Below are 13,480 nucleotides of genomic sequence, written 5' to 3'. Positions count from 1 at the left end.
CGCCGGTGCCGGGTGCTGGTTCAGCCGAGGCTCACGAGACGCCCCAGAGCTTGTCCCACTGCGCCTGGTAGTCCTCGACGACCGGGAACGGCTTGGACGTGTCCGACGGGACGGTGCTCTTCGTGATTAGCCAGTACGGCGGGCCCGCGTCGTTGACCGGCACGCCGGCCCAGTGGCGGGCGAGCGCGTCGAGCATCAGGTAGTCGTACGAGAACAGGTCGGCCGGCACAAGGGCGTCGATCGAGCCCGCCTTCATGTCGGCGAAGTTCTGCGTGCCGCCGCCCTGCCCGACGATCTTGACCTTGTCGCCGAGCCCGGCAGCCTTGATCGCCGCGGGCAGACCCGTGCCGAGAGCGTCCGCCACCGACAGGGCGACGTAGTTCACCTTGGGGTGGCTGCGCAGGTACGAGATGATCCGGTCCGGCGCGTCCTTGCCCAGCGACGTCAGCGGGATGTCGAGGTTGTCGACCGAGCAGCTCGAGCAGTACTTCTTCATGCCGGCGTCGAACGTGTCACCGACCTGCTTGAGGATCTGGAACGCCGAGATGTTGACGTAGAGCGCGTTGGCCTTGCCCTTGCTGTCCGTGACGACCTTCGCCGCCAGGTAGTCGCCGATCGGCCCGTTCTGCTTGTCGGTCGCGGTGTTGTAGAGCAGCCCGTCACCCGCAGTGGCGAGCGAGCAGCAGGTCACGAACTGCACGCCGGCCTTCTTGGCGTCAGCGATCTGCTTGGAGTACGCGTCACGGTCCGCCGCGTTGAGGATGACGGCGTCGGCACCGTTGCGGATCGCCGCGTCGATGGCACCCTGCACCTTCTCGGCCGAGCCGTCGGTGGCGACCTGGTCGACCGTCCAGCCGAGCGACTTGGCGCCGGCCGCGAGGATCGGACCCTGCAGCGCGCAGGCCTCGACGCCACAGCTGACGAACGTGAGCTTCTTGCCCTTGGGGATCGGCTTGCCGACCGGATCGGTGACCGGGATGGTGGTCGGTCGCTCGGATGCCTTGGCCACAGTGGCCTCAGCCGCCTTCAGCCCCGCCGAGTCGACCTTGGAGGACGAGCCGGATGAGTCGCTTGAGCCGCAGGCGGATGCCGTGACGAGGACCGCTGCCAGTACGATCGCCAGCGCACCGCCCTTGGCACGGCCGCGGAAGCTGCCAGGTTGCTTGGACATTTTTCTCACTTTCTGTGTGGACATAACGCCCCGAGAGTTGGGTGGACCGGCGACGCCGGAGGTGGTTCAGGCCGGCTGGGGCTCGGCCTCGTCGATGGCCGGCGCGCGGGCCGACAGGGTCGTACGCCGCTGCAGCCCGGTGACCATCAGCGCGGCGATCAGGACGATGCCGACGAACAGGGCGCCCGACCACTGCGGCGCGTTCGCCAGGCCGAGGCCCGTGGTGCCGGTGCCGAGCAGCAGGACCGCGATGATCGTGCCGCCGGCGTTGAAGCGACCGTTCTTGAGCTGCGTCGCGCCGAGGAACACCGCGGCGAAGCCGGGCAGCAGGTACGGCGTGCCGGCCGTCGGTGAGCCGCCACCGAGGATCGACGCCAGCACGATGCCGGTGGCACCCGACAGCACTCCCGAGGTCACGAGCGTCATGAACTGCAGCCGAGCGACGCTGACACCGGCGAGCCGGGCGGCGTCGGGGTTGAACCCCGTGGCGTACAGCCGGCGTCCAGTCGCGGTGTGCTCGAGGAGGTACCAGATCGCGACCGCGACGGCGGCGAAGTAGAGCACCGGCAGCGTGATGCCGCCGACCGTGGTCTGCCCGATCTTGGAGAACCCGCCGGACAGCTTCGCGTCGCTGATGGGGGTGTCGTTCGTGACGAGGGTGATGAGTGCCTGGATCAGCGATCCAGTGGCCAGCGTCGCGATGAACGAGTCGATCTTCATGATCACCACGACCGTCGCGTTGATGAGGCCGACCGCGAGGCCGATCAGCACGCCCAGCGCCAGCGCGACGCCCAAGGGGATCCCGTCGACGACGAAATGCGCCACCGCGACACCGCAGAGCGTCATGTTGAGCGCGAACGACAGGTCGAACACGCGGGCGGCGAGCGGGATCGTCACGGCGAGCGCGGCGAGACCCGTGATCGCGTTCGAGTTGAGGATCTGCTTGGCCGTCGTGATGTTCGGGAACGTGTCGGGCGCCCAGAACGAGAACACGATGACGATCGCGATCCAGACGTAGATCGCGCCGACCTTGTCGAAGGCCAGCATGTTGACCCATCGCGAGGTGCCGCCGGACCTGGGCTCTCCCTTGGTCGCGCTCGGTGCTGCCACTGTCTTCTCCTCGACCTTGATGCTCACTGTTCCGCTCCTTCGATCGCTCGGATGAGCTCGTTCTTGGTCAGTCCGGCCGCAGCGAGCTCTTCGGCGACGACCCCGTGGCGCAGCACGAGGATCCGGGTGGCGAGCGCCAACAGGTCCCCCTCGTCCGACGAGGCCACGATGACCGTCAGTCCGGCTGCGGCGAGGTCGGCGATGATCTGGTAGATCGCGACCCGCGTGCCGATGTCCACGCCCGCTGTCGGCTCGCACAGCACGAGCACGTCCGGTGAGATCGCGAGGCAACGAGCCAGCACGACCTTCTGCTGGTTGCCGCCGCTCAGGGTTGAGATCGGGGCCGAGGGTCCGGCAGCGACGACGTCGAGCCGTTCGCTCCACTGCTCGACGAGACTGCGCTCCTGCCCCCCGGACAGATGACCGGGACGCCCGAGGCCGCGCAGCGAGGACAACGAGAGGTTCTCGCCGACGGTGAACTCGGCGATCACGCCTTCGGTCTGACGGTCGGACGGGACGAGCGGGATGCCGAGCTGGCCGGCGTGCCTGACGTCGTGCCACTGCTCGGAGCGTCCCGGCAGCCGGATCTCGCCGCTGGCGAGCGGGCCGCCCTGGCCCGCCAGGACGTACGGGAGCTCGAGGGTGCCGGCACCGGCGAGTCCGGCGATGCCGAGGATCTCGCCGGCACGAGCCTCGAGCGTGACGCCGCGCAGCCACTTGCCGCGCACGTCCCGTGCCTCGAGGGTGACCGACGTGTCCGTGCGGACGACGACGTCGGCGCGGAAGTCGGGATCGACGTCGTTGCCGACCATCAAGGTCGCGAGCGCCCGGCTGTCGAGCCCGTCGATGTCGTACGTGCCGACACGGCGACCGCCGCGCAGCACCGTGACCCGGTCGGCGAGGGTGAAGATCTCGTCCATGCGGTGCGAGACGTAGAGGACGCTGGTCCCGCGCTTGCGGACCTGGGTGACGACGTCGAACAGGCGCTGGACCTCGTCGTGCGGGAGGACCGCGGTCGGCTCGTCGAGCACGAGGACTCCGTCGCCGTCCCAGCCCTGCAGCGCTGCCGCGATCGCGACGACCGTGCGCTCGACCGGAGTCGCTGCGGCGAGCGGCCGGTGGATGTCGAGGTCGACGTCGAACGCGGCCAGGATGCGGCGGGTCTCGGCCTCCTGCTGGCGCCACAGCACGCGGCCACCGAAGCCGCGGGCGAAGCCGCCCCGCAGGGCCAGGTTGTCCTGAGCACTCAGCTCGAGGATCAGGCCGAGGTCCTGGTGCACGAAGCGCAGGCCGTGCGGAACGGTCTTGCCGATCTCGAACGCGGCACCGTCCATCTCGGCGGTGGCACCCGGATCGGCCGAGTGATAGGCCGCGAGGAGCTTGATCAGCGTCGACTTGCCGGACCCGTTCTGGCCCATCAGCGCGTGGATCTCGCCGCGGGCGATCTCGATGCTGACATCGTCCAGCGCCCGGGTGCCGGGGAACGTCTTCGAGAGGCCCTCGACCCGCAGCACCGCGCCGGTCTGGGCAGGCGCCAGGGAAGTCCTGCCTGCGCCTACGACATTCTCAGAAACGCTCATGCGCTGACTCCTCTCGCTGTGACTCCGGTCACGTGAACTGACTTCAGTTAGGGACTGTACAGATGCGTCTCACCCTTGGCAAGGGCTCCGCGCGGTTTGCGTTTTTCGCGGCCTGGCGACCTCAGCGACGCATCAAGGCGGCGCACCGCTCGGCGATCATCATGGTCGTGAAGTTCGTCGGGACCGACGGAATCACCGGCATGATCGAGGCGTCGACGACCCGCAGACCCTGCGTCCCGTGCACCGAACCGTCCTGCCCGACGACGGCCCACGGCAGTCCCGCATCGCCCATGCTGCAGGTGCTGACCATGTGGACATACGTGTTCTTCGCCTCGAGCACGGCGCGGCTGATGTCGCCGCGATCGACGACGTCCGGGCCGGGCCACAGCTCCGCCCCGACGTACTTCTCGAGGCTCGGCGACGCGACGATCTCGCGCACGTGCGCGACACCCGCGACAAGCCGCTTGAGGTCGTCGGGGTGGTGCATCAGGTTGAGCAGGATCTGGGGCTTCTCGAGGGGATCGCGCGACCGGATCGAGACGCTGCCCATCGAGTACGGCCGGACGAGGCCGACCGCGATGATCAGCGAACCAGGCTCGAGGGTGAACGGGATCGCGTGCAGGTCCGGCTCGAGCGCGGCGTCCGCGCCGCCTGAGCTGAACACCAGCATGGTCTGAAGGGGCGGCAGCAGCTCGCCCATGGCCTCGGCATCCGCCTCGTACGTCATGTAGACCAGCGGGTGGTCGCCGAGCTTCTGTCCGACGCCGTCGAGGGCCGAGACGACGTCGATGCCCAGGCCGTCGAGCACGTCCTTCGGTCCTACACCCGACCGCATCAGGATCGCCGGGCTGCCGATGCTGCCGGCAGACAGCACAACCTCGTCGGCCAGCAGCTCCTCGCCCGAGACCAGCACGATCCCGATCGCCCGCGTGCCGTCGAACAGGACGCGGTCGACCTGCTCGTCGTCCCGCACCGTGAGGTTCGGACGCCCTCTGGCGGCCTTGAGGTACGTCACCGCAGAGCTCTGGCGCACGCCGTCCTGCTGGTTGAGCGGCACGGGTCCCGCTCCGAGCTGGGACTCACCGTTGAGATCGGCGGTGACGGGGTGCCCCTGCTCGGCACAAGCATCGACGAAGGCCTGCATGAACGGGCGCAGTCCGTTGTCGGCGGTCCAGCGGTGCACCGGCACGTAGCCTTCGGTGCCGTGCCGGTCGCCGCCGATGGGATCGTTCTCGATCTTCTGCAGATAGGGCAGGACCTCGTCCCACGTCCAGTCCGTCGCACCGAGCCCGACCCAGCGATCCATGTCGCGCCTGGTCGGCTGCAAGGCATTGGTGGCATTGACCGAGGACCCGCCACCGGTGACCTTGCCGGCGAACACCGGCAGGACGCCCTGCTCGACCATCGCGAAGTCAGGCGTGTTGGTCGACTCCGGGATGTGGTCGTCCGAGACATAGCCCCAGTCGTGCGTCGTGAACCCGAACCCCCACGCGTTGCGCACGTTGGCGGCGCGAGGGTCGTCGATGTCCTCGTAGTCCGGACCCGCCTCGACGAGCACCACGTCGATCGACGGATCCTCGGAGAGCCGCGACGCCATGACGCAGCCGGCGGACCCTCCTCCGACCACGACGACTCGTCGGCCGGTCGTTGCCTGCTGGGCGGAATGCGCGTTCGTGGTCATGTCGATCCTCGTTCGTCGTGCCGGTTCTGATGCCATGAATCTAACTCAGTTCAGGAAGTACGGCAATGGGTCTTGTGGCGTGGAACACATGGAGATACCGTGCTCTAAACCGAATTCACCTCATCTTGGTTAGGCCCTCTTCATGGACATGCGCGATCACGACTCCTTCTTCATCGACGGCGACTGGCACAAGGCCGAAGGCACCGGCGTGCTCGACGTCATCTCCCCTCGCTCCGAGGAGCGGATCGGTGGCGTCCCAGCCGCAGCGCGCGCCGACATCGACGCCGCGGTGGGCGCCGCACGGCGGGCATTCGACACCGGACCCTGGCCCCGCATGTCGCTCGACGAGCGGGCCGACTACCTGGAGGCCCTGGCGAGCGGTCTCGAGAAGCGGACCAAGGAGCTGTCCGAGCTCATCACCGAGGAGTCGGGCTGCACGCTGTTCCTGTCGCAGGTCTATCAAGCCGTCGCGCCGGTCATGAGCCTCAATTACAACGCCGAGCTCGGTCGCTCGCTGCAGCTGTCGGAGGTGCGGGTCAGCGACCTGTCGCCGCTCGCCGGCAAGTCCGAGGGCGGCAGCATCATCCCCATGGCCGGCAAGAGCCTCGTCCTCCAGGAAGCCGTCGGCGTCGTCGCGTCGTTCCCGGCGTACAACTTCGCCCTGGCCGCGATCGGCCAGAAGGTCGCGCCGGCACTGATCGCCGGCTGCACCGTCGTCATCAAGGTCACCGAGCCCAACCCCCTCGCATCATTCGTGTTCGGCGAGGTGTGCCAGGAGATCGGCCTCCCGCCCGGAGTCGTCAACATCGTCGCGGCTCGTGCCGACGAGTCGGCGTACCTGGTCTCCCACCCCGGCGTCGACATGGTGAGCTTCACCGGCTCCGCCGAGGTCGGCAGCCGGATCGCCGCCGCGTGCGGCCAATTGATCAAGCCCTGCGTCCTGGAGCTGGGTGGCAAGTCGGCCGCCATCGTGCTCGACGACGCCCGCCTCGAGGACATCGTGCCGATTCTCGTCGGCGCCAGCATCGGTGTCGGCGCCGGACAGAACTGCGCAGCGCAGACCCGCATCCTCGTGCCCCGGGCGCAGTACACGGCGTACGCCGATGCGTTGGCGGACGCGTTCTCGTCGCTCAAGGTCGGGGACCCGATGGAGCTCGACACCGTCGTCAGCCCGCTGATCACCGCCGCGCACCGCGACCGCGTCGAGTCGTACGTCGCCGGTGCCCGCGCGGAGGGCGCCACGGTCAAGGTCGGCGGACGCCGGCCCGCACACCTCGACCGCGGTTGGTACTACGAGCCGACGTTGCTGACCGACGCGACGAACCAGATGACGGCGTCCCGCGAGGAGATCTTCGGCCCCGTCGTCTCGCTCATCCCGCACGACGGCGAGGACGACGCCGTCTCGATCGCCAACGACAGCCAGTACGGCCTGGCCGGCTCGGTCTTCACCGCCGACAGCGCCCACGGCTTCGACGTGGCCCGGCGGGTGCGGGCCGGCACCTATGCGGTCAACACGATGGCAGCCGACCTCGGCTCGCCGTTCGGCGGCTTCAAGCGCTCGGGCATCGGCCGAGAGCACGGCGTGACGGCAGTCCAGGAATACCTGGTGGCGCGGACCATCTCGATCGACCCGTCCCAGGAGCTCCCCGCATCCGTCGTCGCCGGTGTCCCGGCCGGCACCGGGCCGGGCACCACCGCCTGACCTACGCCTCCCGCGACCTAGAATCGTCTGACGGCGAAGCGCCAGGCCGAGATGCCGGCATTGGTGCGAGGGGGGGCAGGATGTTCGGTTCGAAGAAAAAGCTCGACGACATGATGGCGCAGCTCAGGCCCGACCTGAGTCGGGAGTCGCTCGGCGTCGGGCCCGACTTCCCGGGCGTCGCCCCGAATCCGGTCATGAGCAGTGACGCACGGAAGCGCAATGCCGAACTGCGCACGGGCGAGCTTGCGCTCGGCGTTCTCGTCGACTGGCGGGAGGTCAACAGCAATCCACGCCTGGTCCTGATGCTCGACGTGGAGACCGCCGACGGCATCTCGTTCCGCGGTATCGCAGACGAAGCCTTCACGATCGCCGAGCTCACCCGACTCGCTGCAGGACAGACGTTGCCCGTGCGTTACCGGCCGGCTGTCATGGACCACTACGTCGCTCTGGCCCGCGACGCGGACCCCGCCGACGTGCAGCGGCTCTCTGACCAGATCGCGCGCCGCAAGCAGACCTGACCCGATGCCAACGGCCGGCAGACGGACGCAGAGGGCCTGGCAGCGGCGGAGCGCCTCACGTACGCCCTAGGCTCAAGGGCATGGCCACAGTCATCCTGGTGCGGCACGGCCGTACGACCGCGAACGCCAGCGGCGTGCTGGCTGGCCGGACCGCCGGCGTCGAGCTCGACGCGGTCGGCGTCGACCAGTCGGTACGCACCGGCGAACGGCTGAGCACGCTGCCGCTGGTCGCCGTCGTCTCCAGCCCGTTGGAGCGCTGCCGGCAGACGGCGGACGCCATCGTGAAGCAGCAGTCCGGCTCCCCCGCCGAGTCGGTCGACGACGCGATCACCGAGTGCGACTACGGCGACTGGCAGGGCCGGCCGCTGGCAGAGCTGGCCAAGGAGGACCTGTGGTCCGTCGTGCAGACCCAGCCGTCGGCCGCGGTGTTCCCCGGCGGCGAGTCGCTCGGCGCGATGCAGTCCCGCGCGGTCGCCGCGATCCGCCGGCACGACGCGGCGATCGAGGCGGAGCACGGCCCGGGCGCGGTCTGGGCAGCGGTGAGTCACGGCGACATCATCAAGTCGATCCTGGCCGACGCCCTCGGCATGCACCTCGACCTGTTCCAGCGGCTCAACGTCAATCCCGCATCGGTGTCGGTCGTACGCTTCGGCGCGGCCCGGCCCGACGTGGTCACCGTCAACTCCGACAGCGGCGACCTCGCTTGGCTCGCCGCGGCTCCGCCGACGGATGCGGCAACCGTCGGTGGCGGAGCAGGCCCTGAGGACTCGCCTCGGGCTCGCTCCTAACATGGCTACATGCCCCCCATCGTCCACGGATTCGACTGGCCCGATCGCTTCGTGATCGGGACCGTCGGGCAACCCGGGTCGCGTACGTTCTTCATGCAGGCCCGCGCGGGATCCCGCATGGTCAGCGTCTCGCTCGAGAAGGACCAGTCCTCGGCCCTTGCCGAGCGCATCGAGGAGGTCCTCGACGAGCTCATGGGGACCGACGGCAACCCCTACAGCGTGCCGGCGCTGACGCCCGAGGGTCTCGTCGACAACGAGCCGCTGGAGCAGCCGATCGACGAGCAGTTCAGGGCCGGCGTCATGAGCCTCGGCTGGGACCCCACGACCGCGCAGATCGTCATCGAGGCGTTCCCCATCATCGAGGTCGATGTCGACGAGCTCGAGGATGTCGAAGTCATCGAGGTCGAGCCCGAGGAAGCCCTGCTCGTACGCATTCCGGTCGGCACGGCGCGCGCGTTCGCCAAGCGCACCCGTGAGGTCGTCGGCGCCGGCCGGCCCATCTGCCCGTTGTGCCGGCTGCCCATGGACTCCGACGATCACATCTGCGAGCTGCCCGACGGGTTCCGGTGACGATCGCCGCCGAGCTCGTCGAGGGCGACCTCGAGCTGTCGAGCCGGATCCTGTCCGCGTCCAACGCGACGTTCCTCGCGCACATCGGCGAGGTCAGCGTCGTCTACAAGCCCATCGCCGGCGAACGACCGCTCTGGGACTTCCCCGACGGCAACCTCGCGCACCGGGAGGTCGCGGCCTACGCCGTCTCGGAGGCGTTCGGCTGGCGCATCGCTCCGCCCACGTGGCTGCGCGACGGGCCGCTGGGCACCGGGATGGTGCAGCTGTGGCAGGACACCGACCCGGCCCAGGAGGCCGTCACGCTCGTCGCGACCAACGGCATGCCTGACGAGGGCTGGTGCCACGTCTTCGACGGCCTCGACGAGCGCGAACGACCGGTGTCGCTGATCCACGAGGACTCGGCCGCACTGCGCCGCATGGCGGTGTTCGACATCGTCGTCAACAACGCGGACCGCAAGGGGGGCCACGTCCTCGAGATGGCCGACGGCCACCGGCACGGCGTCGACCACGGCCTCACGTTCCACACCGACCACAAGCTGCGCACGGTGCTGTGGGGCTGGCTCGGCCAGGAGCTCACGGCCGAGGAGCTGGACGGCGTGGAACGCGTGCGCTCAGCGTTGTCCGCCGACCTCGGCGAGACGCTCGCCGGGCTCCTCACCGACACGGAGATCGCCGTGCTCGCCGGCCGGTGCGACGCCCTGCTCCGCAGGCGCCAGTTCCCCGCCCCCCGCGGCGACATGCCCGCAATCCCCTGGCCACCGTTCTGACGTCCTAGAGCCTTGCCAATCCGGCCAGCACGGCGTTGGCCGTGCGTCCCGATGCCATGACAGTCCCGTCAGGCCGCACGAGCGCAGCGTCGGCGCCGCCCTTCGTCAGCCAGGCTCCGAGCGGTTCGTCGCGACCGACCTCGAGAATCCCGACTCGTCGGCGCGTGGCATCGGCGGTGGTCGCCGAGTCCAGCGGGTGGCGCGTCAGCAGCATGAACCGGCCATCCGCGACGTCATCGAACCGCGCTTCCTCGTCCACGCTGAGGTTGGGGCACAGCGTGCCGGCCAGCCCGCGTCGCCATCGCTGACGGCGGACCATCACCGTGGTTCGCAGCCTCGGTGTGGCACTGTCGAGCACCTTCTCGCGCAGTCCAGGCACCAGGCGCAGTCGTGGCACGACGACTCGCCGCATGAGGTCACCCGGGCGGCCCCCGCGCGTCATGGCCGTCCCGACGATGATCGCCAGGCGGATCATCTGGGCGGCGTGCGGCCGCCGTTCTTGCTCGTACGTCTCGAGCACGCGCTCCGGCAGCGTCCCGTCGATGACCCCGGCGAGCTTCCACGCCAGGTTCGCCGCGTCCCGCAGACCGGCGCCCATGCCCTGACCGATGAACGGCGGCGTGAGATGCGCGGAGTCGCCCAGCAGGAAGACCCGGCCATCGCGCCAGCGGTCCGCCAGCTGCGCCCGGAACGTGTACTCCGCAACGCGTACGAGCTCGAGATCCCCGTCAGGCACCGCGCCGACCCAGGGCTCGATGAGTGGCAAGAGCGCCGCGACCGTCGCGAAGTCGTCGCTCGTCTCGCCGTCCCCGAGCTGGAACTCCCAGCGATGGCGACGGTCGCTGATCCTCATGTATGTTCCGGCACGCTCGGTGTCACAGACCTGGTGCACCCCCTCCCACTGATGGAGCTCGACGTCGGTGTTCACGTCGACGACCAGCCAACGCTGCTCGAACCTGAGGTCCTGCATCGTGGCGCCGATCGATCGGCGCACCACGCTGTTCGCCCCGTCACAGCCGAGCACGTACGACGCACGGAGAGTCTCGGAACGCCCGCTCTCACGTTCCGTGAGGTCGATCCGCACGCCGTCGACTCCCTGGCTGACGGCGTTCACCTCGACCCCACCTCGAAAGCTGATGCGCGGGTGCTCGAGCATGCGAGCCCGGAGCAATGCCTCGAGCTCGGGCTGGTCGAACATGTTGGCCTGCGGATGGCCGTGCCGTGAGATGTCGCCGTCACGCCGGAACTCGGCGAGCACGGCGTGCCGGGCGTCGAGCAGGCGCAGGCCCACCGATGGTCGCGAGATCGCCGAGAAGCGCTCGGCGACACCGATCCGCGCGAGGATCCGGTAGACCTCGTCGTCCAGGTGGACGGCGCGTGGCTGGGCGAAGACGTCAGCCCGGCGATCGAGGACGATCACATCGACCCCCTCCTGCGCCAGCAACACGGCCGCGGTGACACCGCTCGGTCCGGCGCCGACGATCACGACTGGGGCATACGGCTGCGGGCTCGTCATCTCGAGGACCTCACCACCGTGCGCTGACGACCCAGGTCGATGGCACCGTCGTCGGTGGCGACGCTGGCCTCGACGACGTCCCCCTCCTGGAGGTATTTCCGGTTCCCGGCCTGGCGCTTGAAGAACGCCTTCCACTTCACCGCCGGGGGAAGCAGCGAGCCAAGCATCTCGATCGGCTTCGGGGGTGCGCTCAGCGCGGTTCCGACGGGAGTGCCGGTGAGCAGCAGGTCGCCGACGTCCATCCTCTGGAAGCGTGTCAGGGCCTGCAATGCCTCGAGTGGCTGGAAAAGCATGTCGCCCCCGACCAGCGCGTCCTGGCGGACCTCGCCGTTGACCGTGAGCTTGAGCCGTAGGTCCGTGAACCGCTCGAGCTCGAGCGCGTCGAGCAGCACCAGCGCCGGGCCGACGGGGGTGAACGTCGGGTACGACTTCGACTCGTAGAACTGCGTCTTGGGCAGCTGGAGGTCACGCGCGCTCACGTCGTTGGTGACCACGAGACCCGCGAGGAACTCGGCCAGGTTGGACGCCGAGACCTCGGTGCCGACCGGGAGCTCCTTGCCGAACACGAGGCCGATCTCGACCTCGTAGTCGAGGAATCGCACATGAGCGGGCTTGATCACTTCGTCGTGAGGACCGCTGATCGAGCCGGACGCCTTGCGGAAGAACGTCAGCGGAGTGGTCGCGGGGCTCATCCCCGCGTCCTCGATGTGCGACCGGAAGTTGGTCATCTGCGCCACGACTCGGCAGGGTGCGGTCACCGGCGACAGCAGCTCCAGCTCATCGAGCTGCACATGCCCCTCACGGGTTGCCGCGGTCTCGATGGCGGCCCGGTCGGCAAGCAGCTCCCGGGTCGTGCCGGCATCGGTGGCGATCTTCACAGCTGTGCCGTTCGGCGCCTGGACCCACCAGACACCTGCGGTTCGGAGGACGGAGATGCTCATGTGCGGGCTACTTTCAGGAGGCCACGAAGGCGGGTCAGATCGAACTCGTTGTCGGCGCGGAGGGCAGAGACCATCGACCGCATCTCCACCAGGGAGGCGCGGCTGAGGCTGATGCCCATGAAGTCCTTGGTGACCGGCGGCCCCCATTGCGCGAGCCCGGACGCCGTCATCGGCGACCAGCCGGGCTCGAGCGTGGCGTCGAACCGGTCACCGTCGGTGAAGTGTTCGACCAGGAACCCGTCCGGGTCACGCCAGTAGTCGAAGATCTGGCTGCCTTCGACATGTCGGCCGATCCCCCACGATCGGTCGTAGCCCTGGTCGCGGAGATGCTCCCCGCCGGCGGCGAGCGCATCCACGTCAGAAACCTGGTACGCCGAATGGACATATCGATTGGTCGGCCCCAGCGTCATCGCCAAGGTGTGGTGGTCGGCCGGCTCCGACCCGCGGTCGCAACGGATGAAGCTCATCGTCGGACCTCGCTCACGCTGACCCTCGAAGTACTTGAAGTCGCTGACGATCAGGCCCAAGTGGTGCAGGTACCAGTCGAGACACTGGCGGTACTTCGTGCTCTGTAGCACGACGTGGCCGAGTCGCTGCACCGTCGCCGGCGCACGCGGTGGACGCTGGGTCGCGTTCGTCCGCTGAACATCGTTTCCCCAGTTGAACGTGGGGGCAGGTTGGTCGCCGAGAGCAGGAAGCGTGTGCACGCCGCTCACCACCCGGACCCGCATGCCACTCGGATCGGACAGGTCGATCCCGACACCGCCAAGACTCTCCGGGAGCCTCGCAGCGTTGACGCCTGTCGTGTCGGCGAGCCGCAGCACGTCCTGTGAATCGGCAGCCGTGAACGCCACTCCGGCAAAGCGCGATCTCGGACCACGACGAATCACGACACAGGGTGCACCGGCGTACGAACCCCTCAGCTGCAGCTCGTCGGCCGAACGCGCCGCTGTCACGAAGCCGAACGCGTGAGCAAACGCCTCGGCACGTGCGAGGTCCGGCTTGTCGAACTCCAGCCAAGCGACGTCGTTGACCTTGATCACCGGATTTGCTGCCCTGCCTGGATGCTCGCCGGCGATCGCACCCTGGTCGCTGTGCAGGCCCTTGTGGGGATCATGGCCGCTCATCAAGGACTC

At 68.8% G+C, this 13,480-nt stretch carries 12 protein-coding genes; 5 read left to right on the top strand and 7 right to left on the bottom strand.

From position 1 onward, the window contains the following. Positions 1-31: 31 nt before the first annotated feature. From ESP70_RS09740 to ESP70_RS09725, 4 genes are all read right to left on the bottom strand, one after another. A complete protein-coding gene (locus ESP70_RS09740) occupies positions 32-1,171 on the bottom strand; it encodes a sugar ABC transporter substrate-binding protein (RefSeq protein ID WP_188110568.1) in 1,140 nt (379 codons plus the stop codon). A gap of 66 nt (positions 1,172-1,237) precedes the next feature. After that, complete coding sequence (locus tag ESP70_RS09735) at positions 1,238-2,308, bottom strand: ABC transporter permease (protein ID WP_149689076.1); 1,071 nt, start codon at positions 2,306-2,308, stop codon at positions 1,238-1,240. Beyond that, positions 2,305-3,861 (bottom strand): sugar ABC transporter ATP-binding protein, encoded by a 1,557-nt coding sequence (locus ESP70_RS09730; RefSeq protein ID WP_149689075.1) that lies wholly within the window; start codon positions 3,859-3,861, stop codon positions 2,305-2,307. The genes ESP70_RS09735 and ESP70_RS09730 overlap by 4 nt, the downstream gene beginning before the upstream one ends. Positions 3,862-3,982: 121 nt before the next feature. Next, positions 3,983-5,542 carry a GMC family oxidoreductase gene (locus tag ESP70_RS09725; RefSeq protein ID WP_188110567.1) on the bottom strand — a complete coding sequence of 520 codons (1,560 nt, stop codon included), beginning with the start codon at positions 5,540-5,542 and terminating at the stop codon, positions 3,983-3,985. Positions 5,543-5,684: 142 nt separating this feature from the next. Between ESP70_RS09725 and ESP70_RS09720 the strand changes: the two genes are divergently transcribed. From ESP70_RS09720 to ESP70_RS09700, 5 genes are all read left to right on the top strand, one after another. Next, a complete protein-coding gene (locus ESP70_RS09720) occupies positions 5,685-7,244 on the top strand; it encodes an aldehyde dehydrogenase (RefSeq protein ID WP_223148682.1) in 1,560 nt (519 codons plus the stop codon). A gap of 80 nt (positions 7,245-7,324) precedes the next feature. After that, positions 7,325-7,762: a hypothetical protein gene (locus ESP70_RS09715; RefSeq protein WP_149689073.1), complete on the top strand. Its 438-nt coding sequence runs from the start codon at positions 7,325-7,327 to the stop codon at positions 7,760-7,762. Positions 7,763-7,842: 80 nt separating this feature from the next. Then, positions 7,843-8,550 carry a histidine phosphatase family protein gene (locus tag ESP70_RS09710; protein ID WP_149689072.1) on the top strand — a complete coding sequence of 236 codons (708 nt, stop codon included), beginning with the start codon at positions 7,843-7,845 and terminating at the stop codon, positions 8,548-8,550. 9 nt (positions 8,551-8,559) lie between these two features. Then, positions 8,560-9,120, top strand: coding sequence for a DUF3090 domain-containing protein (locus tag ESP70_RS09705; RefSeq protein ID WP_149689071.1), 561 nt, complete (start codon positions 8,560-8,562; stop codon positions 9,118-9,120). Next, positions 9,117-9,887, top strand: coding sequence for an SCO1664 family protein (locus ESP70_RS09700; protein ID WP_223148681.1), 771 nt, complete (start codon positions 9,117-9,119; stop codon positions 9,885-9,887). Before ESP70_RS09705 ends, ESP70_RS09700 begins: the two co-directional genes overlap by 4 nt. A 4-nt stretch (positions 9,888-9,891) precedes the next feature. Here the strand turns inward: ESP70_RS09700 and mhpA are convergent, their stop codons facing one another. The 3 genes from mhpA to ESP70_RS09685 are packed head-to-tail and all read right to left on the bottom strand — an operon-like array spanning position 9,892 to position 13,471. Continuing rightward, positions 9,892-11,403: a bifunctional 3-(3-hydroxy-phenyl)propionate/3-hydroxycinnamic acid hydroxylase MhpA gene (gene mhpA / locus ESP70_RS09695; RefSeq protein WP_149689070.1), complete on the bottom strand. Its 1,512-nt coding sequence runs from the start codon at positions 11,401-11,403 to the stop codon at positions 9,892-9,894. Then, positions 11,400-12,344, bottom strand: a complete 945-nt coding sequence (locus ESP70_RS09690) for a fumarylacetoacetate hydrolase family protein (RefSeq protein WP_149689069.1) — start codon at positions 12,342-12,344, stop codon at positions 11,400-11,402. The genes mhpA and ESP70_RS09690 overlap by 4 nt, the downstream gene beginning before the upstream one ends. Beyond that, positions 12,341-13,471, bottom strand: a complete 1,131-nt coding sequence (locus tag ESP70_RS09685) for a VOC family protein (RefSeq protein WP_223148680.1) — start codon at positions 13,469-13,471, stop codon at positions 12,341-12,343. The genes ESP70_RS09690 and ESP70_RS09685 overlap by 4 nt, the downstream gene beginning before the upstream one ends. Between the last annotated feature and the right edge of the window lie 9 nt (positions 13,472-13,480).

The sequence above is a fragment of the Aeromicrobium ginsengisoli genome (genome assembly GCF_004134905.2).
Taxonomy (GTDB): Bacteria; Actinomycetota; Actinomycetes; order Propionibacteriales; family Nocardioidaceae; genus Aeromicrobium; species Aeromicrobium ginsengisoli.
This window is presented reverse-complemented; position numbering and strand designations above follow the sequence as displayed.